At 57.1% G+C, this 25,179-nt stretch carries 25 protein-coding genes; 1 reads left to right on the top strand and 24 read right to left on the bottom strand.

The window, feature by feature from the left end; genetic code table 11:
• Positions 1-87: 87 nt before the first annotated feature.
• From K8I01_00755 to K8I01_00665, 19 genes are all read right to left on the bottom strand, one after another.
• On the bottom strand, positions 88-1,461 hold the full coding sequence (locus K8I01_00755; GenBank protein MBZ0218951.1) for a sigma-54 dependent transcriptional regulator: 1,374 nt from the start codon (positions 1,459-1,461) through the stop codon (positions 88-90).
• On the bottom strand, positions 1,458-3,695 hold the full coding sequence (locus K8I01_00750; protein ID MBZ0218950.1) for a PAS domain S-box protein: 2,238 nt from the start codon (positions 3,693-3,695) through the stop codon (positions 1,458-1,460). The genes K8I01_00755 and K8I01_00750 overlap by 4 nt, the downstream gene beginning before the upstream one ends.
• A 6-nt stretch (positions 3,696-3,701) precedes the next feature.
• Entirely contained in the window at positions 3,702-4,247 is a 546-nt protein-coding gene (locus K8I01_00745) for a DUF4390 domain-containing protein (protein ID MBZ0218949.1), read from the bottom strand.
• Between the two features lie 278 nt (positions 4,248-4,525).
• On the bottom strand, positions 4,526-4,834 hold the full coding sequence (locus K8I01_00740) for a glutaredoxin family protein (GenBank protein MBZ0218948.1): 309 nt from the start codon (positions 4,832-4,834) through the stop codon (positions 4,526-4,528).
• A gap of 29 nt (positions 4,835-4,863) precedes the next feature.
• Entirely contained in the window at positions 4,864-5,601 is a 738-nt protein-coding gene (locus K8I01_00735; protein MBZ0218947.1) for a cytochrome c biogenesis protein CcdA, read from the bottom strand.
• Positions 5,602-5,634: 33 nt separating this feature from the next.
• Positions 5,635-6,231, bottom strand: coding sequence for a TlpA family protein disulfide reductase (locus tag K8I01_00730; protein MBZ0218946.1), 597 nt, complete (start codon positions 6,229-6,231; stop codon positions 5,635-5,637).
• A 32-nt stretch (positions 6,232-6,263) separates the two neighbouring features.
• The gene (gene ccsB, locus K8I01_00725; protein ID MBZ0218945.1) at positions 6,264-7,151 is read right to left on the bottom strand and encodes a c-type cytochrome biogenesis protein CcsB; all 888 of its coding nucleotides are present in this window, start codon (positions 7,149-7,151) and stop codon (positions 6,264-6,266) included.
• A gap of 19 nt (positions 7,152-7,170) precedes the next feature.
• Entirely contained in the window at positions 7,171-8,586 is a 1,416-nt protein-coding gene (locus tag K8I01_00720; protein ID MBZ0218944.1) for a cytochrome c biogenesis protein ResB, read from the bottom strand.
• Between the two features lie 21 nt (positions 8,587-8,607).
• Entirely contained in the window at positions 8,608-9,168 is a 561-nt protein-coding gene (locus K8I01_00715) for a tetratricopeptide repeat protein (protein ID MBZ0218943.1), read from the bottom strand.
• Between the two features lie 26 nt (positions 9,169-9,194).
• Positions 9,195-9,614, bottom strand: coding sequence for a PCYCGC domain-containing protein (locus tag K8I01_00710; protein MBZ0218942.1), 420 nt, complete (start codon positions 9,612-9,614; stop codon positions 9,195-9,197).
• A 118-nt stretch (positions 9,615-9,732) separates the two neighbouring features.
• On the bottom strand, positions 9,733-10,578 hold the full coding sequence (locus K8I01_00705; GenBank protein MBZ0218941.1) for an RnfABCDGE type electron transport complex subunit B: 846 nt from the start codon (positions 10,576-10,578) through the stop codon (positions 9,733-9,735).
• Between the two features lie 9 nt (positions 10,579-10,587).
• Complete coding sequence (rsxA, locus tag K8I01_00700; protein ID MBZ0218940.1) at positions 10,588-11,166, bottom strand: electron transport complex subunit RsxA; 579 nt, start codon at positions 11,164-11,166, stop codon at positions 10,588-10,590.
• 10 nt (positions 11,167-11,176) lie between these two features.
• Positions 11,177-11,812, bottom strand: a complete 636-nt coding sequence (locus tag K8I01_00695; GenBank protein ID MBZ0218939.1) for an electron transport complex subunit E — start codon at positions 11,810-11,812, stop codon at positions 11,177-11,179.
• Complete coding sequence (locus K8I01_00690) at positions 11,802-12,434, bottom strand: RnfABCDGE type electron transport complex subunit G (GenBank protein ID MBZ0218938.1); 633 nt, start codon at positions 12,432-12,434, stop codon at positions 11,802-11,804. Before K8I01_00690 ends, K8I01_00695 begins: the two co-directional genes overlap by 11 nt.
• A gap of 30 nt (positions 12,435-12,464) precedes the next feature.
• A complete protein-coding gene (locus K8I01_00685) occupies positions 12,465-13,520 on the bottom strand; it encodes an RnfABCDGE type electron transport complex subunit D (protein ID MBZ0218937.1) in 1,056 nt (351 codons plus the stop codon).
• A gap of 63 nt (positions 13,521-13,583) precedes the next feature.
• Positions 13,584-14,918 (bottom strand): electron transport complex subunit RsxC, encoded by a 1,335-nt coding sequence (rsxC, locus tag K8I01_00680; GenBank protein ID MBZ0218936.1) that lies wholly within the window; start codon positions 14,916-14,918, stop codon positions 13,584-13,586.
• A gap of 342 nt (positions 14,919-15,260) precedes the next feature.
• Positions 15,261-15,956 carry a hypothetical protein gene (locus K8I01_00675; protein MBZ0218935.1) on the bottom strand — a complete coding sequence of 232 codons (696 nt, stop codon included), beginning with the start codon at positions 15,954-15,956 and terminating at the stop codon, positions 15,261-15,263.
• Positions 15,956-16,933 carry a trypsin-like peptidase domain-containing protein gene (locus K8I01_00670; protein ID MBZ0218934.1) on the bottom strand — a complete coding sequence of 326 codons (978 nt, stop codon included), beginning with the start codon at positions 16,931-16,933 and terminating at the stop codon, positions 15,956-15,958. The genes K8I01_00675 and K8I01_00670 overlap by 1 nt, the downstream gene beginning before the upstream one ends.
• Positions 16,934-17,025: 92 nt before the next feature.
• The gene (locus K8I01_00665) at positions 17,026-17,727 is read right to left on the bottom strand and encodes a glycosyltransferase family 2 protein (protein MBZ0218933.1); all 702 of its coding nucleotides are present in this window, start codon (positions 17,725-17,727) and stop codon (positions 17,026-17,028) included.
• A 286-nt stretch (positions 17,728-18,013) separates the two neighbouring features.
• Here K8I01_00665 and K8I01_00660 point away from each other — a divergent pair, with 286 nt between their 5' ends.
• The gene (locus K8I01_00660; protein ID MBZ0218932.1) at positions 18,014-19,141 is read left to right on the top strand and encodes a hypothetical protein; all 1,128 of its coding nucleotides are present in this window, start codon (positions 18,014-18,016) and stop codon (positions 19,139-19,141) included.
• Positions 19,142-19,150: 9 nt separating this feature from the next.
• Here the strand turns inward: K8I01_00660 and K8I01_00655 are convergent, their stop codons facing one another.
• From K8I01_00655 to K8I01_00635, 5 genes are read right to left on the bottom strand one after another with little or no spacing between them, the layout of a single operon-like run.
• On the bottom strand, positions 19,151-20,305 hold the full coding sequence (locus K8I01_00655; protein ID MBZ0218931.1) for a glycosyltransferase family 4 protein: 1,155 nt from the start codon (positions 20,303-20,305) through the stop codon (positions 19,151-19,153).
• Between the two features lie 31 nt (positions 20,306-20,336).
• A complete protein-coding gene (locus K8I01_00650; protein ID MBZ0218930.1) occupies positions 20,337-21,323 on the bottom strand; it encodes a radical SAM protein in 987 nt (328 codons plus the stop codon).
• 2 nt (positions 21,324-21,325) lie between these two features.
• On the bottom strand, positions 21,326-22,768 hold the full coding sequence (locus K8I01_00645) for a B12-binding domain-containing radical SAM protein (GenBank protein MBZ0218929.1): 1,443 nt from the start codon (positions 22,766-22,768) through the stop codon (positions 21,326-21,328).
• Positions 22,765-24,003, bottom strand: coding sequence for a glycosyltransferase family 4 protein (locus tag K8I01_00640; protein MBZ0218928.1), 1,239 nt, complete (start codon positions 24,001-24,003; stop codon positions 22,765-22,767). The genes K8I01_00645 and K8I01_00640 overlap by 4 nt, the downstream gene beginning before the upstream one ends.
• Positions 24,004-24,040: 37 nt before the next feature.
• The gene (locus tag K8I01_00635; GenBank protein ID MBZ0218927.1) at positions 24,041-25,171 is read right to left on the bottom strand and encodes a hypothetical protein; all 1,131 of its coding nucleotides are present in this window, start codon (positions 25,169-25,171) and stop codon (positions 24,041-24,043) included.
• Between the last annotated feature and the right edge of the window lie 8 nt (positions 25,172-25,179).

Genomic DNA, 25,179 nt, shown 5'->3' with positions numbered 1-25,179 from the left:
TGTCAAGGCAAAATCAATCATTTATTTAAAAGTCGATTGAGCGCCCAAGGCGAGGTGCGGGTTATCGATGTTGGAGGGCTTTTAAGACTATATTTCGGTTGAAGCGTCTTCGTTCTCTATCCCGTAACTCCTTATTTTCCTGTAAAGATGGCTCCTTTCTATACCTATGGCCTCGGCGGTCCGGGCGATATTGCCCCCGAACTCCTTGAGTTTCCTGGAAATGAACTCCTTTTCGAAGTCCTTCCTGGCCTCCTTCAAGAGATTGCTCCTGAAAAAAAGGCCGGACTGGGCAGTCTGGGCGCCCTTTATATAGGAAGGGATGTCGTTGGCGGCTATGGCATGGGAATGGGTCATTATGACGAGCCTCTCGACAAGGTTTTTAAGCTCACGGACGTTCCCCGGCCAGTCGTACGAATAGAGCATCTCCCTGGCCTCGGGGCTGACCGACAGGACCTCCCTGGCGGTCTCGCGCGCGAACTCCTTAAGGAAATGCTCCATCAACAGCGGTATGTCCTCCCTCCTTTCCTTTAGAGGCGGGACATGGAACGGTATAACATTGAGCCTGTAGTAGAGGTCCTCCCTGAAGCGGCCCTTTGCGACCTCTTCGCTCAGGTTCTTGTTCGTGGCCGCGATGACCCGGGTATCCACGGTTATGAGCTCGGTACCCCCCACCCTCTCGAAGCTCTTCTCCTGCAGGACCCTCAATATCTTGGCCTGGGTCCTGAGGCTCATGTCGCCTATCTCGTCCAGGAATATGGTGCCCTTGTCGGCCAGGTCGAATTTGCCCTTTTTCTGGGCGACGGCGTTGGTGAACGCGCCTTTCTCGTGACCGAAGAGCTCGCTCTCGATAAGCTCCTCGGGTATGGCCGCGCAGTTGACCTCGATGAAAGGCCTTCCCGACCTCGCTGAAAGGAGGTGTAAGTTCCTGGCGACAAGCTCCTTTCCAGTGCCGTTGTCCCCGGTTATGAGGACCCATGAGTTGGAAGGGGCCGCCTTCCTTATGTCGGCCTTGAGCGACTGGACGGCCTGGGAGCGGCCTATTATCTCGAACCTGGCGCCGGCCTTCTGCCTTAGATTGCTGTTCTCCTCGGTAAGCCTCTTCTGCTCTATGGCGTGCTCGACAGTGAGTGTGACCTTTTCAAGCGAAAGCGGCTTCTCGATGAAGTCATAGGCCCCGAGCTTGGTCGTCCTTACGGCCGTGTCTATATTGGCGTGCCCGGAGATCATTATGACCGGCAGACCCGGGTGCCTGGATTTTATCTCCTTCAGGGCCTCGACCCCGTCCATGCCGGGGAGCCATATATCAAGGAGCACGGCGTCCGGCTGCCTGACCTCGAGCTTCCTTAGCCCCTCCTCGGCGCTCCCGGCGGTAACTACCTCGTGCCCCTCGTCCTTGAGGACCCCCTGGAGCGCGTCCCTTATATCCTTTTCGTCGTCGATTACCAGGACTGTCGTCTTCATATGGTCACGGTCTTCACGGGAAGCTCTATTACGAACCGGGTGCCCCTGGGGTGGTTGTCCCTTACCCTGATGTACCCGTTGTGGTCAGCTATGATGTTGCTTGCGATCGCGAGCCCGAGCCCTGTGCCGGTCTTCTTGGTCGAGAAATACGGCTCGAAAAGCTTCTGCTTGGCCTCGGGGGGTATGCCCGGGCCGGTGTCTATGACCTCGAGACTCGCGAGCAGCAGGTCCGGCATGTAGGCGGTCTCCAGGCGGACAATGCCGCCCTCGTCGCCGACTGCGGCTATAGCGTTGTCCATCAGGTTAATAAGTACCCTTTTTATCTGGTCCCTGTCAATATCAAGGACCGGAAGGCGCTCATCGAGCGACGACTCGAAGCTTACGGCCCTCTGCCCGGGCTTGTAAAGCGCCATTACCTCGCGGACGACCTCGTTCAAGTCGTTCGGGCTCGGGTTGGCCGCGGGCATCCTCGCGAAGCTCGAAAACTCGTTTACGAGGGCTTTTAATTCATCGACCTGCTTTATTATGGTCATGGTGCACTCGTCGAAGACGGTATCTTCCTCCGGGAACCTGTCAAGGTACTTCTTACGGAGCCTCTGCGCCGAAAGCTTTATGGGGGTAAGCGGGTTCTTTATCTCGTGCGCTATCCTCCTTGCGACCTCTTTCCAGGCGGACATCCTCTGGGTCTTTACGAGATGGGTGAGGTCGTCGAGCACCGCGACCATGCCGAGGTAGTTGCCGGAGTCGTCCTTAAGGGCATTGAGGTTCGCAAGTACCGTCATGACCTTCCCGTCCACCTCGACCCTCATCTGCTTTTCCATCGATTCGAGGCCCATCTCGGTCATGCCGCGTATCATCTCGCGGAGCACCTCCCTGTCCTCCTCGCGGAGCACCTCCCTGTAGTTCCTCCCTATTATGTTCTCCTCGCCCGCCCCGAGCATCTGGGCGGCCACCCGGTTTATGGAGACTATCCTGCCTGACTTGTCGATCGATATCACCCCGGCGGGGACGTTCCCGAGGACTATCTCTATGTACCTCCTCCTCTGGTCGAGCTCCATGTTGGTCCGGCGGAGGTCCAGGTTGGCGGCCTCTATCTTGTACTTGCCGGTCTTCAAGTCCTCGGTCATTCTGTTGAAGGACTTGACGAGCAGGCCTATCTCGTCGTCGGATTCGACGTTTATCCTGTAGTCCAGGTTCCCGCTCGCGACGGCATGGGTCCCTTCCGCGAGTTCGTGAATCGGGACGGTAAGCTCCTTTGCGAGGTACCGGCCTATCCATATCGAGAAAAATACTATGAAGAGGGTTATTATTAGGAGTATGGTGAAATAGCTAGCCTTGACCGGATATTTCAGGAGCTTAAGCTGCTTGTAGCCCTCGAAGGCCGCCGATATCTCCTTCATCTTGTCCATCAGGCTGCGCGGGACATAGTAGCTCACGGCCACAGCCCCTGAAGGGCGGCTCCCGGCGACCGAGGGTGAAAGCGGCGCAACCACCCTTACCACGTCGCCCACCTTGAGGGTCTGTATGTAGCTCGACGACTCTCCCGCGAGCGCCTTCCGGACCGCCTCCTCGTCCGTGTCCGGGACCATGTTCCTCGTTATCTTGTCGGCCAGGGTATAAAGCTCCCTCTTCCCGTCCGAAGAGAAGACCTCAACCGTGGAGAGGTCCCACTCGACCATCTTCCGCTTTATAAAGTCCTCCCGCGCGTCGATATCCGCGCTCCCGGCCCCCATGGAGTCGGAAAGGGCCCTCGAGGCCGCCTCCACCCTGTCGTGCATGTCCTTGTAATAGTTCTGGGCGAGTTCCATCGACTCCTGGAGCGAGTCCTCGACCTTTATGCCGAACCACCCGTCTATCGACCTGTTTATGAAACCGATGACGATTACGAATAGGAGGACCGTCGGCACTATGGAGAGGGCCACGAACGATGTGACGAGCTTGGTCCGTAGTTTCGAGCCCATCACCTGCCGTTTCCGCTCCATAAAGAGCTTCACGGTGTTCCGGAGGATAAGGAAGACGAGCAGGATAAGGAGTATTATGTTGACGTTTATGAGCCCGAAGATGAGTATGTTGGTGGCGATCGGCACGTCACCGCTCAAGGCCGAGAGGTGCGACTCCACCAGTGTGAGGATTATTATCGCGGGGACGACGAGGAAGATGAGGAAAAGCTCTCTCCGGCGCCTTTTGCTTTCGGCCTCGGTCCTCTGGGACTCTATGTTCCGGGTTTCGCTCATCTCTTGTCAGGCCGTGAAAGTATACACATGCCAGTCGGTCTCGAAGTTCAAGAACTCAAGAAAGAAGAATATATAGTTGAGGAGGAAAGGCAGCTCCACCGGGTCCATCGCTGCCTTTATCCTGAGCTCGTAGAGGCTCCCGGGGATGAGGTGGGCGGGGGCGACCGTCACGCCGGAACAGGCGGCCATGACCTCCTTCATCTCGTCGAAGTCCCTGGTCCGTAGCGGTTTTTCACCCTTTTCATCAAGGCCGATCTCGTACTCGTTCCTGAGGCTGTCGTATTTGACCGTATGCCTGAACTCCCACCTCCCCACCTTTTCGTCCGGCAGGAACCTGTTCACTTTCTTGAGCTCGATTATGAAATTGAAGGAGGTCGGAAGCCCGCTCCTTACAGCCTCCTCGATGTTCTTGCTGAAGGCGTCCTTGACCTTGAACGAAACCGTGAGCGGCGGCCTGGTGACCTCCAGGCCGGTTATGATTGCCGTATCGGCAAGAAGGCCGGCCGGAAAGACCCAGACCGCAAATACAAGGATCAATATGAGCTTTTTCATGAAAGTACCAGGCTTTGCAGCTTTATCAAGTGGGCTTGAAAACATCCAGGGAAATAAGAATCATCTAATCCTTACCGGGTACTCCGGTCAGAGAAGAATGATACCGGATTCCATTATCAAAAGCAATGACAGCGGCCTGCGCGGAGCAGGGATGAGCGCCTGTCGCGTAGCCCCGCCGTGTGAGGGACTGACTAAAAAAACACAGGGCGTGGTCTATGAATGGGGGTTTCAGGTAGAAACGTTTTGCGAGGTTTTGGGCCAGGGCGGCTTCGGGGCGGTTACTTCTTGGCTATGCGGGATATTCCAGCCTTGATTATTTCCTTCCTGACCCTTTTCTTGAACTCCGCCTCGTCGACCTTGTACTTGAACACCTTTTTGCCGTTAATGAAAACAGTCGGTATTTCGCCCTTGTAGCGCCTGAGGAGGTCCTCGCTAGAATCTATGCCGACCTCCTTGAATTCAAAAGGCAGCTCCCGGCTGGCCCTCCCTATGATGCTCCGGGCGTCCTTGCAGAGGGCGCAGTCGTCAACGGCGCAGAGGGTGCAATCCTCCAGTGCATAAAGCTCAACGGTAGTAGGCTTGGTCATGGCACGGCGCTAAGGTAAGGGTCGGAAAATCAGCTTATGCTCGGTATTACGCTGTTTATGTATGCGGCTATGATACCAAGAGAGTTCGTGAATATCAAGAGCCCAGTTATTATGAGGAAGACGCCGGTCACAATGGAGACGGTCCTCATGTGCCTCTTGAGCCTGTTGAAATGCCTGAGAAAGGTATTGATGCCGAGGGAGGTGAGAAGGAACGGTATGGCGAGTCCCGCGGAATAAGCTATGAAGAGGATGATCCCCGACCACGGGCTCTCGGTAGTTGCTGCAACGGCGAATATCGCGGAGAGTATCGGCCCTATGCAGGGGGTCCAGCCGGCGGCAAAGCCTATTCCCACGAGGAAAGAACCCAGGAGCCCGGCCGGCTTTTCACGGAAGAAATGCAGGCGCTTGTCCCTCTGCAGGATCCTGAAGTTGATGATACCTATGATGTGTATTCCGAGGAGTATTATTACCAGGCCGCCTATCTTCCGGACGATGTCCTGGTATTCCATGAAGACGTTCCCGAGGAGCTGGGCGGAAGAGCCGAGTATGACCACGAAAACGGTCGAGAAGCCGAGTATGAACATGAGGGAGTTGAAGAGTATTACCTTCTTGAGCTTCTTCTCCTCCCCGCCGTCACCCGTAAGCTCTTCGAAGGATATGCCCGTAACGAAGGAGATGTAGGACGGCACAAGCGGCAGCACGCACGGGGAGATGAAGGAAAGTATCCCCCCCATGAACGCGAGCGGTATGGAAACCTCAGTGGTCATATTAAGCGCCGGATCGAATGCCTTATTACGGAGTTATCTGGCGGAGTATCCGCCCTTTTCCTTGGGCCCGAACTGGACGAGATCCATAAGGACCCTGGAAGCGGCGGGCTCGGTCCAGTCCCTGGGGCCGCTGACCTTCTCGGCTATTACGCCGTTCTGGTCGATGATGAAGGTCTCAGGCACGCCCGTTGTCTTGTAAGTCTCCTTGACCTTCCCCTTCCTGTCATGGAGGACCGGAAAGGTCAGGCCGTGCTTTTCAACGAACTTCCCGACGTTCTCCGGGCTGTCGTTATCGACGCTCACGGCCACGATGACGAACGGGAACGAGGAAAGGTTGTCGGAGAGCGCCTGCATGGACGGCATCTCCTCCTCGCAAGGCTTGCACCATGTGGCCCAGAAATTGAGGAATATGACCTTGCCCTTATAGTCGCTCAATTTATGGGTCTTGCCCGAAAGGTCCGTGAGCTCGAAATCTATCATCTCGGCATTCGCGACCACCGGCTCGAACTTCTGGCGCTGCCCGAATATGAATATGAGGGCCACCGCCGCGACCACGGCCAGGATTATCCCGGCCAGCGCTATAGCGGGCAGCCCTTTTTCGTTTTCCTCTGCATTCGTCTTTACGCTCATCACCGCACCCGTATTGTTTTATTCTGCCGACCCTACGCGTAGGCGTGGAGGCCAGGGAGTATGAAGCTCACGCCCCAGTAGAGGAATACGACGGCCGCGAAGCCGAGTATCGAGAGGTATGCCGCCCTCTTTCCCCTCCATCCCCTCGTGACCCGCGCGTGGAGATAGGCCGCGTATATGAACCAGGTTATGAGTGACCATGTCTCCTTGGGGTCCCAGCTCCAGTAGCCGCCCCAGGCGTAGTTCGCCCATATGGCTCCTGACACGATCCCCACCGCAAGGAACGGGAAGCCCCAGGCGACGGCGCGATAGCTCATCTCATCGAGCATTTTCGAGTCCGGGAAGGCGTCAAGGAGCTTCACCTTCTGCTGCCTGCTCTCGTACCTGTTCTTGAGGAGGTAAAGGAGGGCAAGCCCGAATGATATGGCGAAGGCCGCATAGCCGATGAAGGTAGTGACAACGTGGAAGTCGAGCCAGCCTATGGCGTAGTTCTGGAGGTCCCACCTTGAGAGGAGGCTCGTCATCCACTTCCACTTGCTCTGGAGCGCCGGGTTGAGCGGCTCAACGTCCTTGAACCTGTAAGGGAGGAGCGAGGCCGCCAGCATGGCGAGCGTCTCGATGGCCATCACTACCGCGCCTATGGCCTTGAACTTGTACCTGTACTCCATCAGGAGATAGCCGGCGTTGGTGGCCCATATGAAGAGCACCATCGATTCCCATAGGTTCGAGAACGGGCCGTGGCCGGACTCGCCGGCTCGGCTTATGAGGACCATCGTGGTGGAGCCCAGGGCGATGAAGGCCAGCGCCGTGGCTATCTGCCCTATCCATTTCTTCCTGAATACCCAGAAGCCCACGTACGCTGTCGTCGTGAGTATGTAGAAAATGAACGCGAATGTGAAAAAGACAAGAGAAAGTATCATCTTCTCCCCCTACGGCCTCTCATTTGGAAGACACCGACTCGGTTATCTCCCTTATATCGCGCTCGAACGCGAAGGTGTTCTTGTTGATGGTGCCGCCGATCTTCATCTCGGTGGACTGACCGCTGCCCTTTATGTGGATCCAGACCCTCCTGTGGTATATGAAGAAGGCCATTATGAACCCGATTCCCATGACCGCGGAGCCGAGCCAGACTATGTTGGTGCCGGGGTCCTTGCTGTACTGCAGGCCCGAAAACCAGGCCCCCTTGTGGCCGGTGTATACGAAGTCCTGGTCGGAATCGGGTATGGCCGGGAAAATCCCGGGGTAGTTCATGAAGAGCCACGGCGAGGATACGAGCTTTTCGCCCTCGTATACCTCTATTTTTATGGCCGGGTTGTCAGGTTTCTCGGACTTGGAGTAGACGAAGTTGTTCTCCTCGTCGTAGGCGAAATCGGCGGTGTATCCTATGAGCTTTACGGAATATTTGCTGTTCGGCACGTCCGTGAGGGTGTTCCATTTTGCGGGGAACGACATTTCGGTCCCTTCTTTCACCTTGTGCCTGAAGCTAAGCTGCGCCTCCTCGAGCTTGTTCCAGGAGAGGCCGTAGTTCGCCTGGTAGAACTTGAGTCCCTTGTAGTCGAGGGGCTCGTTCACCCAGATCTGCTTCTGCATCACATCCTTGCCGTCCTCGATGATGGTAACGAGCGAGTTGTACTGCTTGATATGCCCGGTGTCATAGTAGTCTATCCAGAACTTGTCGAGCCTGAGCATGAAGGTCTCGTTATTGAACTTCACCGTGTTGCCGACGTTCATGAGGATGGAGTCCCTGTACCCGTAGATGCTCCCGATGAGGGCCCCGAGGAGGATAAGGAGGAGGCTTATGTGGGTCATGTCGGAGCCGAGCCTGCCGATCCTACCCTTCCATGCGTATATGAAGAACTCGCTCCCGCCCCCGGAGCTCACCGTGCCGAACCTCTTCTTCTTCAGGACCTGAAGGAGCCTGTCCCTCACGGCCTCCGGGCTCGCGTTGATGCTCAGGGTCTCGTGGTGCGCGAACTTCTCTATCAGCCTCGGGTCGAAACGCTCCTGCTTGTGGTCAAGGAGCGACTTCCACTTGGGAGGGAACCTCTCGAGGGTGCAGACTACGATGTTGATGGCCAGGAATACTATCAGTCCCCTGAACCACCACGAGTAATACATGTCGTTGAGGTTGGCGTAGATGATCAGGTTGCCCCAGGTCTCGCCGTATTCCGCGATGTACTTCTCCAGCGGGGCGTTCTGCTCGATGGCGGTGCCGAAAATCGAGGTGACCGCCAGCGCGATGAGTATGAAGATAGTGAGCTTGAGGGAGTTCAGAAAGCTCCAGATACCGGAGCCAAGGGTCCTGTACCACCTGGCGTCCATGCCTTCCGCCGCCTCCTTTGCTTTCTCTGCCATCGTAGGAACCTGCTTCCCTGTTTATTTATTTGTAAGCGCGGAGAGATATTCCGAGGCGGCTTTGCCCACCTGGCTCTCGGGGTTAAGGACGGTGGCCTTCTCCCATGCGGCCTTTGCGCCTTCCATATCCCCCATGCCATACGCGAGTATGAAGCCCTTCGTGAGCCATATCCTCTGGTGGTACGGGTTCTTCTTTATCCCTTCCTCAATGAAGGTAAGGCCCTCGGCCGATTTGCCCATGTAATGAAGCGATATGCCGAGGCCGTTGTAGACGTCGGTCTCGCCGGAACCCGAGTCAAGCACCTTCTTGTAGTTGGCGGCGGCCTGTTCGAACTGCCTGGACTCGAAGTAGGCGTCGGCGAGCCTCCACATGAGGTCCGGGTTGCCGGGGCTCTCCTTCAATCTGCTCTCCAGGTCCGTTATGAGCATTGTATTCACCGGAGGGTGCGGAGCGCTTGCCTGTTCCGCTGCGGTATTCTGGTTCTGGGGGCCGGCTGGTTCGTCCTTGGAGCAGCCGCCAAGGGCGATGACGGAGGCTATCGCCACTGCGGCCGCTCCCGTTAAAAGGTTTCTTCTTCTCAAGGGTGCCTCCTTATGAGGATTCAATATCAATGCGAACCGTTATGCCTCAAACGCGAGAACTTCTCGTCCACGGCCTTCCTGATGGCCGCCGTGTCCATGCCCTGCCTGTGAAGGTCGCGCGCCATCAGGGCCTCGTATATGCAGATGTCGCAGTATACGGCGTGCTCGTCGACGAAACAGGTCAAGAGGCTCTTATGGCCGAAATGCCTCTCGCAGTCGCAGTAGCAATAAAGGCTGTCTATTATCTCCGGTATGTCCCTGGCGGCCTGATACGCCTCGGCCGAGAGGCCGGTGAACCTGGCCGGGTCGAGCGTGGGCCTGGTCTCGCCTCCCCTCAGGCTGTCCGCGGTTGTTGTACCCTCGCCGGACTCGCACGAAGCAAGGCCGAGCATGAAGAGGGTTGTCAGGGCGAGGAAGACTCCGCCTCTTAAGACGCCGATTGCCATAAGCCGGTCTGGTGCTCGTCAGGGGAGATTCAGGACGATTTAAGCAGGTCCAATATAGCAAAAAACGATTAAAAAAGCATTAACTTTATATTAGGAAATAGTTCGCTAGAGAGGGGGTTCAGCTCTTAGGCTTGCCGGAATAATAGGCATCCCTGGTGGACTTTTCCTCCTCGCCCCAGAGGATGCATTTGGTGGGGCACCTCTTGACGGACTCGTCCGTCTGGGGCGCGAGCGAGTAATCCACGGCCGCGAGGTTGTTCTTCATCACTATGCCGCCGGGGACGCTGCAGTCCTTTACGCAGAGGCCGCAGGCCACGCAGGCCACCTTGCAGACCTTTCTCGCGTAGGCGCCCTTGTCCAGGTTCTTGCAGTAGACGAAGAGCTTCCTGTCCTCCGGGTGCATCTCTATTATGTCCCTGGGGCAGGCCCTCGCGCAGGCCCCGCACCCGACGCACTTGTCGTAGAAGACGACAGGAAGCCCGTTGTCGTTCATGGCCATCGCGTCGAACTTGCAGGCGTCCACGCACTCGCCGAGCCCGAGGCAGCCGTATGTGCAGGACTTGTCCCCGCCGGTCAAGTGCGAAGCCGTGCAGGTCATCTCTCCCCTGTACTCTGCCCGCCTTTCGGCCTCGGCGTTCCCGCCCCTGCAGAGGACAACGGCGAGCATCCTCTTCGCGCTCCCGGCCTCGACGCCCAGTATACCGGCAAGAGCCGCAGCCGTGTCGTTCCCGCCCGCCACACAGGCCGTGGGGAGCGCTTCGCCCTTCATGAGGGCCTCGGCGAACATCCTGCAACCGGGGTAACCGCAGCCGCCGCAGTTGGTGTTGGGGAGCGCGCTGGAGAGGGCCTCGACCCTGGGGTCCTCCTCGACCTTCAATTTCCTGTCGGCGTAGACGAGGAAGACCGCCATAACCGCGCCTATTGCGCCCATGCTCACGGCCGATATTATTAGAGTCTCTAACATTGTCTTACACTAACCCCTTATGAGACCGGCGAAGCCCATGAAGGCGAGCGCCAGCATCCCGGCGACTATGAAGGTGATGGGCGCGCCCCTGAAGTGCTCGGGCACGTCCGCGAATTCAAGCTCCTCCCTTATGCCGGACATCATGACGATGGCGAGCGTGAAGCCAACGCCGGTCGCGAAGCCGAAGACGATGGACTCGAGGTAATTGTAGTCCCTGAGGACCATAAAGAGGGCAAGCCCCAGTATCGCGCAGTTGGTGGTTATGAGCGGAAGGAATATGCCCAATGCGCGGTAGAGGGCCGGGCTCGCCTTCCTCACGTACATCTCCACGAGCTGCACCAGGGACGCGATTATTATGATGAACGCCACGTACTGCAGGAACGGCACGTTGAACCTTACGAGCACGTGGTGGTATATGGGCCAGGTCGCGGCAGCCGTAAGGGTCATGACGAACGTGGTCGCAAGCCCCATGTTGACCGCGTTCTCGGTCTTGTTCGAGACGCCTATGAACGGGCAGATGCCCAGGAAATAGGCGAGAACGAAGTTGTTTACGATGGAAGCCGATATGAATATTAGTATCAGTTCCAAGATTATCTCCTTAGTGCGCTGCGGTCTCAGCCGCCCCGGCCTTGGCGGCCTTCCTGCTCGATATGAAGTTTACGAGCGCAACAAGCCCGCCGAGCACGAGGAACGCCCCTGCCGGGAGTATCATCACGATCCAGGGCTCGAACCACTTCCCGAGGAGCTGGACGCCGAAAACGCTCCCGAAGCCGAGGACCTCACGGATCGAGCCCATGAGTGTGAGGCTCATGGCGAATCCTGTTCCTATGCCGAGCGTGTCCATAGCGGTCGGGAGTAGCGGGTTCTTCTGCGCGAAGGCCTCGGCCCTTCCGAGCACTATGCAGTTCACGACTATAAGAGGTATGTACGGCCCGAGCGCCTTTGAGACGGCCGGGAAGACCGCTGCCAGGAACATGTCGGTAACGGTCACGAGCGTCGCTATGATGACCACGTATGCCGGTATCCTCACCTTCGCCGATATGGTCCTCCTTATGAAGGATACCACCATGTTGGAGGTGAAAAGGACGAAAAGTGTCGCAAGGCCCATGGAGAGGCCGTTCAGGGCCGAGTTCGAGACCGCGAGCGCGGGGCAGAGGCCGAGAAGAAGCCTGAACGGCGGGATATCCTGCCAGAGGCCCTTCTTGAACTCGTAAAAGAGGCTCTTATTTGGCATCCTGTCCCTCCCTGGCGGGGGCCGGGCGCGGCCCGTCCTCCGACTTCATCATCTCCTCGCGGGGGAAGTTCGCGACCACCTTCTCTATGGCCTTGTTTATGTTCTTTATGACCGCCTCGGACGATATCGTTGCGCCGGTTATGGCCTGTATCTGGTTCGGCTGCTCGGGTTTCCTGTATTTTATGTACTCTATCCTGGGCTTCACTTCGAGTCCCTTGAACTGGTCCTTGAACGACTCGTCCCGTATCCTGTCCCCGAGGCCCGGGGTCTCGAGCTGATCAAGCACCTCTATGCCCTTGAGCTTCAGATAATCGAGGTCAAGGCCCACCATGAGGCCTATATTGGCCTGAAAACCGTTCCCGTCGGCCTTGAACGCTATGCCGACAGGCTCCCCGTTTTCGTTTACGCCCTTGTAGACAATAAGCTTCTCCTGCCCGACGGTCTTCTCGACCTTCACGAAGTCCTTTGCCTCGGGGAGGACGAAAAAGACCGCTTCCCGGAGCTCCTGCTCCTTGTTGGCCTTGATGAGCGGGTCTGCCGCCGTAAATACGCCGGAGAGGACGGCCCCGGAAAGGGCGCCGACGATTATGAGGTTGAGGAGCATTTTTGTTACGCCGTTCAAATAAAACCTCCAGTACGCCGAAAGGCTGTCTTAGCCTTTACCGGCCCTTACCGTGCCGAATACCCTCGGCCTCGTGTGCTTGTTGAGGAGCGGCACAAAGGCGTTCATGAAGAGTATCGAATACATGACCCCCTCGGGAAGTCCGCCGAATATCCTTATGACCACTGCCATAACCCCTGCCACTATGACGAATATCCACTGGCCGAGCGACGTCGTGGGCGAGGTCACCATGTCGGTCACCATGAACCATGCCCCGAGCATCGCGCCGCCGGCAAAGAGATGAAAGAGCGGGCTCGGGTACTTCGCCGGGTTCACGAGCCAGAATATGGCCGAGAAGGCGGCTATGGTGCCGAGATAGCCCAGCGGGAGCTTCCAGTTTATATATCCCTTGTACCTGAGGTACAGGCCTCCTATTATTATAGCCAGCGCCGAGGTCTCGCCGAGCGAGCCAGCCGTATTGCCGAGGAACATGTCAAGCAGGTTGAAATCCATGTTGCCCTCGAACTTCCAGAGGGCTATCGGTGTCGCGGCGGTCACGGCGTCCACGGCCTTCTCCACGGTCCTCGGTTCTACCCATGTCGTCGTAAGCACGGGGTAAGTCGCCATTAGGAAAGCCCTTCCGAGGAGCGCCGGGTTGAATATGTTGTAGCCGAGGCCGCCGAATAGCTCCTTTCCCACACCTATGGCGAAGACGGACCCCAGCACAGCGCCGTATACCGGAAAGCCCGCCGGAAGGGTCATGGCAAGCAGCATCCCGGTTATGACCGCGCTCCCGTCGTGTATCTTTACGGGCTTCCTCCTTATCCTCTGGAAGACGTATTCAGTCGCGAGGCACGACGCGATGCATACGATTATGAGAAGGAGGGCCCTCCACCCGAAAAAATAGACGCTTGCCGCGGCCGCTGGCATGAGGGCCATGACGACCGTGTGCATGATCTTCGGTATGCTCTCCTCTGCCATGAAGTGCGGCGAAGAGGACACTATGAGCTTCGCCGCTGCGGCCGGGGCCTCGGCAACGGCCGCTTCCCTGACAGGAGGCTTACCTATTTCGGTATCAGGCGTTTTCGTTGTCGTCTTCTGGTCCATATCCTCTTTATAATTCCGCCCCGGAACGAGCCGGGGTTTTATGGTCAATATCCTCCAGAGTGGTCATTTCGCGCCCTGGGCCTTGCGGGCCTCCTGGCGGAGCTTGAGCTTCCCGACCCGTATCCACTGGATAAGAGGCCTTTTCGCGGGGCACACGTAAGAGCAGCAGCCGCACTCTATGCAGCTAAGCCCGTCAAGGGCGTTGAACTCGGCGGTCATCTGGAGCTTACCGTAATCCCCCAGCCTGTAGGGCATGAGGCCCATGGGGCAGGCCTCGACGCAGCTGGCGCACTTTATGCAGGGCTCGTAAGGCCGCACCTTTATCTCATCCGCGGAAATGACTGTGATGCCGGTTGTGCCCTTAGTAACAGGCACTGCCAGGGTCGATTGCGAGATGCCCATCATGGGGCCGCCGTTAAGGACCTCTATCTCCTTCCCGGCGAGCCCGCCGCACTGCGCGATGACCTCCTCGAACATGGTACCCACGCGGACCTTGAGGTTTTTGGGCTCCTTTACGCCGTTGCCGCTTATTGTGACCACCCTCTCAAAGAGGGGCTTTCCCCAGTTAAGGGCCTCGAATACGGCGACCGCCGTGCCGACGTTATTGACGAGGACTCCCACATCGAACGGGAGCTTCCCCGGGGGCACCTTCCTCCCGATCGCCGCCGATATCAGCATTTTCTCCGCGCCCTGCGGGTACTTGGCCTCGAGGACTATTATCCTTATCTCAGGGGAGCCGGATACGGCCCCTGTAAGAGCCTCGATCGCATCGGGCTTATTCTCCTCAATGCCTATGAAGCCTTTTGTTGCGCCCGACGCCTTCATGAGGGCCTTAAGCCCCCAGACCACCTTCTCCGGCTCCTCCACCATTATCCTGTGATCGGCCGTAAGGTAAGGCTCGCATTCGCAGCCGTTGAGTATGACCGTGTCCACGGCCTTGCCCTTGGGGGGCGAAAGCTTCACGGAGGAGGGAAAAGCCGCCCCTCCCATGCCGACTATCCCGGCCTCCCTTATGGCCTGGCGCACAGCCTCGGGCTGGAGCGTGCCTATGTCAGCGCCTTTATTGTCCGCGCCCCACTCCCTTGCAGAGCCGTCGCCCTCTATTATGACCGAGGCGCACCTCAAGCCATTGGGGTGGTTGGCCAGCTCGATATCCTTTACTTTTCCGGAGATGCTCGCGTGGACGGGGGCGGAGACGAAGGCCTTGACGTCGCCTATCTTCTGTCCTTCCAGGACAGACTCGCCCTTCTTGACAAGGGGCTCGCAGGGCGTTCCGGCGTGCTGCTGCAACGGTATGACTACCGTCCTGGGCAGGGCAGCCGGCTCGACCCTCTTGCCGGAAGTAAGCTCTTTATAATAAGAGGGATGTATCCCTCTTTCAAACGTCCTGTGTCCCATTCTCAAAGTGGTCCCACAGATTCTAATATTTGCCTTGCGAGGTCAAGATAATTAGAGCTTAGGATCCGGGACCATTCCCGCCAGTGCCGGCCCTGCTCGACCAACTCACAATAAAAAAAACCGTCACGGCACCGCATTCAGCAAACGTTTTTGCTGAATGTTTCGCCCAGACGGTCGGCAAGCGCACTTTTGTTTCCCGCTCCCCGGTGGTAGCCCACCTTGATTCCGTCAGTTACGGGAAAATTTTATGGGGAATAATACAAACATATTAATCCAGGACCGCCTGTCTTGTCAAGGATATTCGACAAAATAAGAGACCGAAACTTCACTGGCTTGAAACCTCTAGTCATTACCCCTGAAGAGCCACATTATAAGGGATGCCGCCGCCATGAGGAGGCCGGCTCCGGCAAGCAATATGCTCAGGGCGGTCATGGGGAAAACGGATTGGGCGGCCCCCGCCTCCCCTAGCGCTGTCGTCCTGAGGCCCGATATTATAAGCGCGAGCGGATAGAAGAAGCTTCCTGTCCCGAGCGAAGCTGCCGCCACGGCTCTGACCCACGAGCTGACCGGAAGGAAGGCCAGCATGAGGGATATGCTTATCGTTAACACGCCGAGGCCCATTGCGTGCACATGCGCCCGTCCGAGCATTTCATGCGCGGCCCTCATGTCGCGGCTCTCAGCTGAATGGGCATGCGCATCCGCGTATCCGCCATGCGGCTCATGCCCGGCGTGAGCATCCATTCCGTCCGGCACGGAAGCCATGTCATTGCCATCATGTCCGTGAAGGTCGTGTCCGCCCTCCGCATGCGAACGTACGTTCCCCTGCCCCGCGCCGTGCGCACCGTGCCCTCCCCCGCCGCTCAGGACGAACTTCTCCTCGATGGAGGTTTTTTCGGCAAGGCTCAGTTCCATGTGTATCTCTTCGTGGTAAACTGTTATGTAAACCGCCCAGAAGACCCCGAAGACAACGCACGAAAGCCCGAGCAAAAGACCTATTCCCACAGCCTTCAGTTCACGTCTTGTCTCATTTCTCTTCATCAGTAATTCCTCGGCATCTCTTCGAGCTTGATCTTGATGACGACATTCTTTCCGCCCCGGAGGACCCTTACGGAAGCCGTATCATCCGGCCTTAATTGGTCTATCTCATGGTTAAGCTCGTCCATCGAGCTTACAGACTTTCCGTTTACCCCGGTTATGAGGTCCCCGCCGGAAGCTATTATGATGTTGCCGATACGCTTGGTGCCGGTCGAGCCTCTCATCCCTGCCTTGTCGGCCGGGCTTCCCCTGAATACGTCCGCGACGAGCACCCCGCCCGAGGGAAGGCCCATAGCCCCGGCGTCGTATGCGTCGAGGGTCTGGCCAGCTATGCCGAGCCACGGCCTCGACACGTATCCCTTCTCGACAAGCGACGGGACAGCCTTCTTTAAGGTGTCCACCGGTATGGCGAAACCTATGCCGATTGAGCCGTTCACCGGGCTGAAGATGGCGGTATTCAGGCCTATCATCCTGCCCTGGCTGTCGAGGAGCGGCCCGCCAGAGTTCCCCGGGTTTATCGCGGCGTCGGTCTGTATGATGCCGCTCATGAGCCTGCCGTTCCGCGCCCGCATGGTCCGCCCGAGCGAGCTTACGATGCCGACCGTGAGCGTCTTTTCGAGTCCGAAGGGGCTCCCGATGGCGAGCGCCTTCTGGCCGACCCTGAGCGTCGATGAATCGCCGAGTTTTATGGGCTTGAGCTTCGACTGGGGCGCCTTGACGGCTATGACGGCAAGGTCGTCTCCGGCATCCACGCCGACGACCTCTGCCCTGTGCCTTGAACCGTCGAAGAGCGTGACCTCGAGGCTTCTCGCGCCCTCTATGACGTGGTAGTTCGTTACTATGTGGCCGTGCCTGTCAACTATCACTCCGGAGCCCGAGCCTGTGGCTGAAATGGGATTATAGAAAAAGTCGTACGATAACGTCGTGGTTATGATGTTCACGACCGAGGAGCCCGCCTCCTCGTAGATGCGGATGTTCATCTCCTCATCGTTTGGAAAAACCGCAGGCGGGAGGGAAATTAGGACAAGGGCGAGCGCGAGAAAAGATAGAAAAAGGGTTTTCGTTCGCCGGGTCATCTCAGCAGGTTGAACTTGATTATGTGCCAGAACGCGGCAATGCCGTCCTTCCAGTTTATCTTTTTACCCTCGTCGTAGGTTCGGCCCGCGTACGAGACAGAGGTCTCATATATCTGGCACTTCTTCTTGGCTACCTTGGCCGTTATCTCGGGCTCAAAGCCGAACCTGTCGGATTCTATCCTTATGCCCTTAAGGACCTCGGTCCTGAAGGCCTTGTACCCGGTCTCCATGTCCGTGAGGTTCAGGTTCGTGAGCATGTTGGAGAAGAAGGTAAGCACCTTATTTCCGACCGAGTGCCAGAAGAAGAGGACCCTGTGGGACTCGCCGCCTATGAACCTTGAGCCGTACACGACGTCGGCCTTCCCGTCGAATATGGGCTGAAGGAGCTTGGGGTAGTCCCTGGGGTCGTACTCGAAATCGGCGTCCTGGATGATGGTTATGTCGCCGGTCACATGGGCGAAGCCGGTCCTCAAGGCCGCGCCCTTGCCCTGGTTCCTTTCGTGCATGAGTAGCCTGAGCTTCACTCCCGTATGGTTCCAGCCGGACTCTATGCCCTTCAGAACGTCCCTGGTGCCGTCCTTCGAGAAGTCGTCCACTATGACGAGCTCCGAAGGTATTCCGGTAACGAGCACCCGTTTTACGACCTCGGAGACATACTCCCTCTCATTATAAACCGGCATCACTATCGATACGCTCATCTTGCCTGTCGGCATGTCCAGGGCTCCCGGCTCGTACTTTTTGGTTCCGCTATGAAGTGTTGCGGGTCTTTTGACCTTATACAATAAAAGCGCTCTGAAATCCACTCCTCTGCCTCTTTAACGGAATTATTGGATATTGCGGCCTGAATTGGTATAATCGAGCCGCTCCGACCGGTTCCGTTTTTGGAGACCGGGCAGCCGTACGGGCTTTGAAAGGACGCTCGAATAAAAGCACTTCCTTGAAAACGCCCCTGTCCGGCCTAAAATCCAGTTACGAGAGGTTCAGATGAAAGCCAGACTACTTCTTATCCTGCTTGCGTTATTGTCCGCAGGGCCGCTTGCAGCCGGAGATGCGTCCGCTGAAAGCAAGTTCATGAAAAGCTTCAGGACGAGCTACGAGCAGAACAGGTTCGACGCCCTCGGGTTTCTCGTAAAGACGAACAAGGACATAATACCCGGCGAGATACGCTCCCTAATCGACGAGGCCAGGGCGGCTGAGGGGTTTGAGAAGAAAATGACCATCCTTGACATCGCGGCCACGATGGCGACCATGTACAGCGAATGGCACGGCCAGGACGGCTTCATCGACGAGATAGAAACCCTACAGAAAGAGGAGCTTAAGAAAGAGGAGGAGAGGAAGGCCGAGCTGGAGAAATGGAAAAAATACGAGGCCTTTCCCGGAAACATACTGATGAGGGAAAAGGCCGAGGCAGCCGGGATGGCTCCGGTCATCTTCCCACACTGGGTCCACAGGATCAATTTCGAGTGCAAGGCCTGCCACCCCGCTCTCTTCGAGATGAAAAAGACCGGCACCATAGGGATGGCGGAGATATTCGGCGGGGGGCTTTGCGGGCAGTGCCACAACGGCACGACAGCGTTCAGCGCCGCCGAGAGCTGCGACAGGTGCCATAGCGTCGGTACGCCAGGCGAGGCCCACCTTCTCGACCCGAAAAAGGCGGACACCTCGAAGCTCAGGGAGACATCTGCACGGCTCGGGACCGGGCTTAATCTCGACCTCTTCCCGGAGAAGGCCCTGCCCTTCGACAGGTTCGGCAACATAGACTGGGGCCTTTTGGGAAAGGCCAGGAAGCCCATTGTATCGCTTGAAGGGGCGCCCGTCGAGAAAGCCGACGAGACGAGAGACAATGAGATACTGTTCGAATCCCCCATGCCGTATGTGAATAATGTCGTCTTCAGCCACAAGACCCATTCAGAGCGGGTCGTGTGCTCGTCCTGCCACCAGTCTTTCTTCAAGGACGCGCTCGGCGCGAACGCGGCAAGCATGAAGGACATGGCAGGCGGGGCATCCTGCGGCGCATGCCATCAGAAGGTGGCGTTCAAGTTCGCGGACTGCAACCGCTGCCATTCGAGACCGGTGGCAGAGGGTGCTGGAGGAGCGCTTAAGAGGAAATAAGGACGAAACCTACCGCAGGCCGAGGACGGGATGCCCGCTTTTCGATGCGGACGCGGAGCCTATCAGTACCTCCCTGTAGACATCGAGGGTGCTCGCGGCTATGGAGTCCCAATCGAACCTGGCCTCGATGATGCCTGTGTATTTGCGCCTTTCCGCCTCGAAGCCGCCTTCCATCGCGATTGAAAGCGCCTTTGCGAGCGCCTCCCGGTCCCCGGGCTTGAAGTAGACCTCGCCGTTTAACGGAAGCTCCCTGTGAGCCGGGATGTCGCTAACGAGCGAAGGAAGTCCGTAGCTCAGTGCTTCTAAAAGCGCAATCGGAAGGCCTTCGTGATATGAGGGGAGGACGAAGCAGGCCGCGTTTGAAAAAAGCTCTGAAAGGGTCTCGCCGGTCTGGAACCCTGCAAGGACTACCCCTTCCGTGGACGCGGCCAATTGCTTTACTCTCTTGCTGTACTCTGTCTCATGGTCAGCGTCCCCGGCTATGACGAGCTTGTGGCCGGGGGCCTTGAGCGCGGAATAGGCGGCGATGAGGTCGTGAATGCCCTTCTCCTCGACGAACCTGCAGGCAAGGAACATGTATTTTCCCGGAAGGAGGCCGAAGCGCCCGAGCCCTGCCCCGGGGGGCGCCGGCTTTCTAACGGTAACACCGTTCGGTATGAGAAAAGAATCCCTGCCGTAAAGCGCCCTGAGGTCTTCCCTTATCCCGTTTGATATGGATATGACGGCGTCGCTCGCGAGGACCCCGTTTCTTTCTCCGCGCTTAAGCACCTGCCGGGCGGCCCTCCCCCACTTGGCGCGTTTGTAGTCGGGGCCGTGATGGGTCATGACGACGCTCAGCCCGAGCCTCTTTGCCGCAGGGGCAAGGAGCGCAGGGCCGATCCCGTGGATATGCAATATGTCGGGCTTAAGCCTCCTCGCCTCGAAAAGGCCGAGCAGGGTGTGCGTAATGGCCTCGAATGATTTCTTTTTAGGGCACCAGAGGTGCGCGAATTTGAGGCCGCGCCACTCGTCATTTCTTTTTCCAGGTGAGATGTAAGGGGCCCTCGTGATGACGGTAATGTCGCACCCGAGTTTAGCAAGCCTCGGATAAAGCTCCTCGCAGTGCTTTTCAACCCCGCCCTGCACGCCGGGGAAGCCCCTCGTTCCAAGGACGACTATTCTCAATTCGAATTATTCCTTCCGGAAACCATCGGCCTCAACAATCGAGGCAGGGTTTTCTCCCGAGGAGGCTTTTCACCTTGTTCCTTGCGACCCACGAAAGCGGCTTTGTGATGTATTTCTTCATCACAGGCGCGGCTGTCCCTATCATCCAGCAGTTCTTCGGGCAAGTCCTGACCTTTTCGCGGAGCGCCCTTGCCTTCTCGCCGTTCCAGATGGAATCGAAATCATCGGTAGCGAGGTTCCCCATGCTCCCGGCCCATACGTCTTTTTCCACCCCGTTGCAGGGAAGGACCTCGCCGAAGGGGTCAACGAAAAAGTTCTCGGTCCCGGCCTCGCAGGGCAGTAGCCTCGGCCTCCCCTTTATATAGTTCATGAGGCCGTAGTTGAAATAGGCCCTGAACCAGTCCTTTACCCTGCCGGATGAAAGGAGCTCGCCGATAAGCTCCTCGAAGCACGCGAGCGCCTCCTTTTCGTTCCTTATCGTGTTGTCGTATTTATGGAAGTAATCCGAGTTATGGACAGCGGCGGTGGCGAACTCAAGGCCCATTGCCTTTGCGAGCTCGTATAGCTCTATCATGTCCCTGGCGTTCCTGTCGGAAACTGTAATGCCGAAGCCTATGTCCTTAACGCCCATCCTGTGGAGCTCAAGTAGCGTCCGGAGGCCCCTGTCAAAGCCGTCCTTGAGGCCACGGAGCTCGTCGTTTGCGGCGGGGAGGCCCTCTATGCTTATCCTCACCCCTATGCCGGGGTTACGCCTCGCCACGGCAAGGACTTTTTCGGTAAAATAGCCGTTCGTGCTTATGACCACCCGCTTCGCCTTTTTCCTGAGGACTGAGACTATCTCATCGATATCGTCCCGCAGGAAGGGCTCGCCGCCGGTGATGTTGCAGAAAGCGAGCGGCGGAAGTTTCTCAAGGACCCGGGATTTTATCTCTTCCCTGGGCCTAGTGGGATACTCCCAGGTATTGCACATATGGCAGCGGGCGTTGCACCTGTAGGTGACTATAACTGATGCTTCCATGATTAATTGAAAAACCTCTTCAGGTTTCTTCCAGCGACGTAGTATGCCTTTTTCAGGTAAAGCGGCATGGCCCTGAGATTGAATGTGCCGCTCCTGAAAAGCGACATGGCCTGGAGCCTTTTCCCGGCGTTCATGACCTGCAGCCAGTCCTTCTCGCTAACGCCCGGAAGCTTCATGAGGAAATTCGAACCCGAGTCGAAGTATTCCCATTTCCCGACGTATTCCTTGTCTATGAGGTTGTGCTTGGCCGCGATGCGGTATAGCTCGCTTCCTGGATACGGGGTCGTCATCGACCAGCCGAATAGATGGAGCTTCTTGTCTTTCAGCAAACCTTTCAGATAAGCCAATGTCCTGAGCGAATCATCCCTGCCCTCGAAGCAGAGCTTCCCGTTCTCCTCCCAGACGTTGAAGGCCATGAAAAGCCCGAAGCACCTGAGACCGTTCTTTTTCATGATGTCGAGCGCCTTGTCCATCTGCTCGATAGTCTGCTTCTTCCTTATGCCTGTAAGCGTCCTCTGGTTCGCGCTCTCAAGTCCGAAGAGGCCCATCCAGAAACCCGATTTTTTGAGCTTTTCCGCAAGCGCCTCGTCGATGTTATCCACCCTCATCTGGGCCTTCCACGCTATGTCGAGTTTCCTTTTGAGTATCTCGTCGCAGAGGTCCATCGCCCATTGCTTGTTCCCGTTGAACTCGTCGGTCTGGTCGAAAAATTCCCTGATGCCGTAGGCCTCGATTATGTGCTCCATCTCGTCCACGACGTTCTTCGGGGACCTGAGCCTGTACCAGGGCTTCTGCTGCTTCCATATCGGGTTCGAGCAGTATACGCAGTTGAACGGGCAGCCGCGCGCGGAGACGATGTCGGTATCGTGGCTGAAGCGCTTGTACATGTAGCCGGGGTATCTCTTGAGGTCTATCAAGTCCCTTGCCGGGAACGGGATGGTGTCCAGGTCCTCTATGAAAGGCCTGATGGGGTTCCTCTTTATCTTGCCGTTACGCTTTACAACCGTGCCCAGGATCGAGTCCAGGTCCTTTTCATCGCCGTCTATCTTCTCGAGTATCTCATGGAATGTCACCTCGCCCTCGCCGGTCACGACCATGTCGACACCGGTCTGCTCAAAGAGGTCCTCGGGGACTATGGTGGGATGCGCCCCGCCGGCCACGATGAAGATGCCGGGGTTGGCAGCCTTGACCTCGTTTATGAGCCTGTATGCGCCTGTAGCCGCCTGGGTGGTGAAGGATACCCCGAGCACCTTCGGATTGAATTTCGTTATCCTCCTTACGAGCGTTTCGCGCTCTTCCTTGTAGCCGTCGCAGGCGCATATTTCGAGGTCTTTCCTCTTCTCCCTCGCGTAGGACGCAAGGTACAGAATCCCGAGGGGCGGATATATCTGGCCCGTCACGCCGAGGGTCTTCAAAGGAGGCGCATTGAGGAGCATTATTTTCATCCGGATTTCCCTTTTCGCATGGCGCCTTCATAGACTGCCATGAGTTTTTCGTAATGCTTCTTCGAGTCGAATTCGGTCTCGACGAGTGCGCGGGCGTTTCTGCCGAAATCGATTATCCTCCGGCGGTCTTTCGCAAGCCGGCTTATTTTCTCCCTCAGGTCCGCGGCATTGCCCGGCTCGAATGTTAAGCCGGTCTCGCCGTCCCTGACGAGCTCCGGTATCCCGCCTATGCGCGAGCCTACGACAGGCTTACCGAGGGCAAAGGCCTCGATTATCGACCTGGGATTGTTTTCGTACCATTCGGACGGGACAGCGACGAAGAGCGATTTGGCTATCTCCTGCCTGAGCTCGTTTCCCGACATGTACCCGAGGAACTTGACATTATAGATTGCTTCACGCGAGACTTTCAAGGCCAAAGCTTCTCTCATGGGCCCGTCCCCGATGACCTTGAAGGTGATTCCCTCAAGGCCCCTGGCCGCCTCTATAAGCGTAAGAAGACCCTTTTCCTCGGAGAGCCTGCCAACGAACACCACCGACCTTTCCTCCGGCTCGTATGAGGGCGCGTATTCCGATGAATCAACGAAATTGGGTATGTATGCGATCTCCGGAGCGGAGAAACCCATTTCCCTCACCTTCGTAATCAGGAACCTGCTTGGGGATATGAACGCGTCGATGTGGCCGTATGTGCCGAGGACCGTTTTATGGAGGTACATCTCGACGGAATTTACCGCGCTCTTGAGGACCGAATTCTTTGTGCACCGCCGGGCGACCGCGTTGTAATAACGCCCGTGCCCGCACGCCTCGCATACCTTGCCGTTCGAGAGGAGCGTCTGGACCGGACAGGCGACCTTGTAGTCGTGTAGCGTCATTACGACCGGCACGCCCAGCCGCTTCAACGCCGGGATGAACGAGGGCGAGAGCTGGTGGCAGATGTTATGCAGGTGGGCTATATGAGGGCGCTCGCTTATGACAAGGCCCTGCATCTTCCTCCTGGCCTCGAGGGAATAGATCACCCTCCCTGCCGATCGAAAATTTTTGAAAAGCCCTCCCTTATCGTTAAGGTCTACATTGGAGACGAAGTATCTGGAAAACCGTGTCGGCAGGTTGCTTTCACCCTGCATGGAAAAGAAAACGGTCTCATGTCCGTTCTCCTCAAGGAGATCCGCGGTATCGAAAAAGGCGTTTTCGGCCCCGCCCCTCCGGTAGAAAAACTTGTTGCAAAGAAGCACCTTCATCGCGTATTTCTTCTTTTCCGGCCGGGAGAAAACACCTCTAATCCAGGACCTTCCTCATTATCTCGCCTGCAACTTCCGAGGGTCCCATGCCGGATACCGGCACCGAGACCCTGTAATTCCTCGAACGCGAAAAGGCCTCGATAAATACGCCTTTCGCGCTTGCCGCAAGCTCCCCGAAGTCAGGCAAGCCGAAGGCGCGCGACCCGGATGCGCCCATATGAAGGAGCTGCGGAAGGAACAGCTTGAGCTCGAAAAGGAGTACGCTCGCAGCCCTCCGCGCCGCTTCATCGGGTGTGACAGGCTCGATTACTAATTCACGCCCATTATGCCTGTCCATGTATATGAGAGCCTTGAGAGGGGCCCCCTCGGACGTCGACCTGTAAATCGCCTTAGGGCTGTGCCTCCGCACGACCCCTTCCCTGCCGAAGACCTTGCTCCTTATCATCCAGTGGAGCCTGTCCATGCCGGTCATCTTCGAAAAGACCCTGCCGTTAAGCTCGCCCGCCCCCTCAAGGTTATAGGGGTATATGTGTATGCCCATGTCGTTATAGCTGACGTGTCCTGACTTATTGAGAACGCTCATGTCGTCGGAGAGGAACGACCAGCGCCGGGGCCCCCCGAGGATGAGTGTCGAGCATGTGCTCGTCTTTCCGCACCCTCCCCATCCGGCGAAGAGGACGGCCTTTCCGTCTGCGTCCTGCAAGCCTCCGGCATGGATGAACGAAGCGCCTTTCTTGAGGAAATAAAGCTCTATGACCGGCTGGAAAATGGCGTACATGAAATCGAGGGCCTGCAACTCGTCGATCGTCTTATAATACATGTTTGAAAAGCGCTGGACAGGGCCTGGGAAAAGTCCTGCCGCCCGCCTCTTGAGGTTCGGACTCGACGCGCAGTACACGGAAATTGCCCCGTCTCCGCGCTCCATGAAGCAGTCCCATTGGGATATGCGGTCGAGGAAGGCCCTCTTTTCGGAAAACCTGGCAGTGCCGACCCTTACGAAAGGTTCGTCCCGGAAAAAACCTTCGTGCTCAAGCCTCTTTGTGAAATTAAAGACCACATCAGGCCTGCCATCCGCTTTCCTGTAGGAAGAGAACTCCTGGAATATTATTTCGGCAATCGGGCCTCCCCCGGAAAAACCTATTTTCAGGGGGCCGTATTCAATGATCATAAGCTCAC

The organism is Deltaproteobacteria bacterium (genome assembly GCA_019912665.1).
Classification (GTDB): domain Bacteria; phylum Desulfobacterota; class GWC2-55-46; order GWC2-55-46; family GWC2-55-46; genus UBA5799.
The sequence above is the reverse complement of the archived record's forward strand: the minus strand, read 5'-3'. Positions and strand labels throughout refer to the sequence as shown.

What these genes read in the sequence shown, in the direction of transcription:
- K8I01_00635 (MBZ0218927.1), bottom strand. Translation starts at nt 25,171, where the DNA reads ATGATCATTGAATACGGCCCCCTGAAAATAGGTTTTTCCGGGGGAGGC.
- K8I01_00730 (MBZ0218946.1), bottom strand. Translation starts at nt 6,231, where the DNA reads ATGAGCGTAAAGACGAATGCAGAGGAAAACGAAAAAGGGCTGCCCGCT.
- rsxC (MBZ0218936.1), bottom strand. Translation starts at nt 14,918, where the DNA reads ATGGGACACAGGACGTTTGAAAGAGGGATACATCCCTCTTATTATAAA.
- K8I01_00670 (MBZ0218934.1), bottom strand. Translation starts at nt 16,933, where the DNA reads ATGAACATCCGCATCTACGAGGAGGCGGGCTCCTCGGTCGTGAACATC.
- K8I01_00675 (MBZ0218935.1), bottom strand. Translation starts at nt 15,956, where the DNA reads ATGAAGAGAAATGAGACAAGACGTGAACTGAAGGCTGTGGGAATAGGT.
- K8I01_00710 (MBZ0218942.1), bottom strand. Translation starts at nt 9,614, where the DNA reads ATGGCAATCGGCGTCTTAAGAGGCGGAGTCTTCCTCGCCCTGACAACC.
- K8I01_00660 (MBZ0218932.1), top strand. Translation starts at nt 18,014, where the DNA reads ATGAAAGCCAGACTACTTCTTATCCTGCTTGCGTTATTGTCCGCAGGG.
- K8I01_00720 (MBZ0218944.1), bottom strand. Translation starts at nt 8,586, where the DNA reads ATGGCAGAGAAAGCAAAGGAGGCGGCGGAAGGCATGGACGCCAGGTGG.
- K8I01_00705 (MBZ0218941.1), bottom strand. Translation starts at nt 10,578, where the DNA reads ATGTTAGAGACTCTAATAATATCGGCCGTGAGCATGGGCGCAATAGGC.
- K8I01_00650 (MBZ0218930.1), bottom strand. Translation starts at nt 21,323, where the DNA reads ATGGAAGCATCAGTTATAGTCACCTACAGGTGCAACGCCCGCTGCCAT.
- K8I01_00685 (MBZ0218937.1), bottom strand. Translation starts at nt 13,520, where the DNA reads ATGGACCAGAAGACGACAACGAAAACGCCTGATACCGAAATAGGTAAG.
- K8I01_00645 (MBZ0218929.1), bottom strand. Translation starts at nt 22,768, where the DNA reads ATGAAAATAATGCTCCTCAATGCGCCTCCTTTGAAGACCCTCGGCGTG.
- K8I01_00755 (MBZ0218951.1), bottom strand. Translation starts at nt 1,461, where the DNA reads ATGAAGACGACAGTCCTGGTAATCGACGACGAAAAGGATATAAGGGAC.
- K8I01_00750 (MBZ0218950.1), bottom strand. Translation starts at nt 3,695, where the DNA reads ATGAGCGAAACCCGGAACATAGAGTCCCAGAGGACCGAGGCCGAAAGC.
- K8I01_00640 (MBZ0218928.1), bottom strand. Translation starts at nt 24,003, where the DNA reads ATGAAGGTGCTTCTTTGCAACAAGTTTTTCTACCGGAGGGGCGGGGCC.
- K8I01_00665 (MBZ0218933.1), bottom strand. Translation starts at nt 17,727, where the DNA reads ATGAGCGTATCGATAGTGATGCCGGTTTATAATGAGAGGGAGTATGTC.
- K8I01_00745 (MBZ0218949.1), bottom strand. Translation starts at nt 4,247, where the DNA reads ATGAAAAAGCTCATATTGATCCTTGTATTTGCGGTCTGGGTCTTTCCG.
- K8I01_00695 (MBZ0218939.1), bottom strand. Translation starts at nt 11,812, where the DNA reads ATGCCAAATAAGAGCCTCTTTTACGAGTTCAAGAAGGGCCTCTGGCAG.
- K8I01_00735 (MBZ0218947.1), bottom strand. Translation starts at nt 5,601, where the DNA reads ATGACCACTGAGGTTTCCATACCGCTCGCGTTCATGGGGGGGATACTT.
- K8I01_00740 (MBZ0218948.1), bottom strand. Translation starts at nt 4,834, where the DNA reads ATGACCAAGCCTACTACCGTTGAGCTTTATGCACTGGAGGATTGCACC.
- ccsB (MBZ0218945.1), bottom strand. Translation starts at nt 7,151, where the DNA reads ATGATACTTTCTCTTGTCTTTTTCACATTCGCGTTCATTTTCTACATA.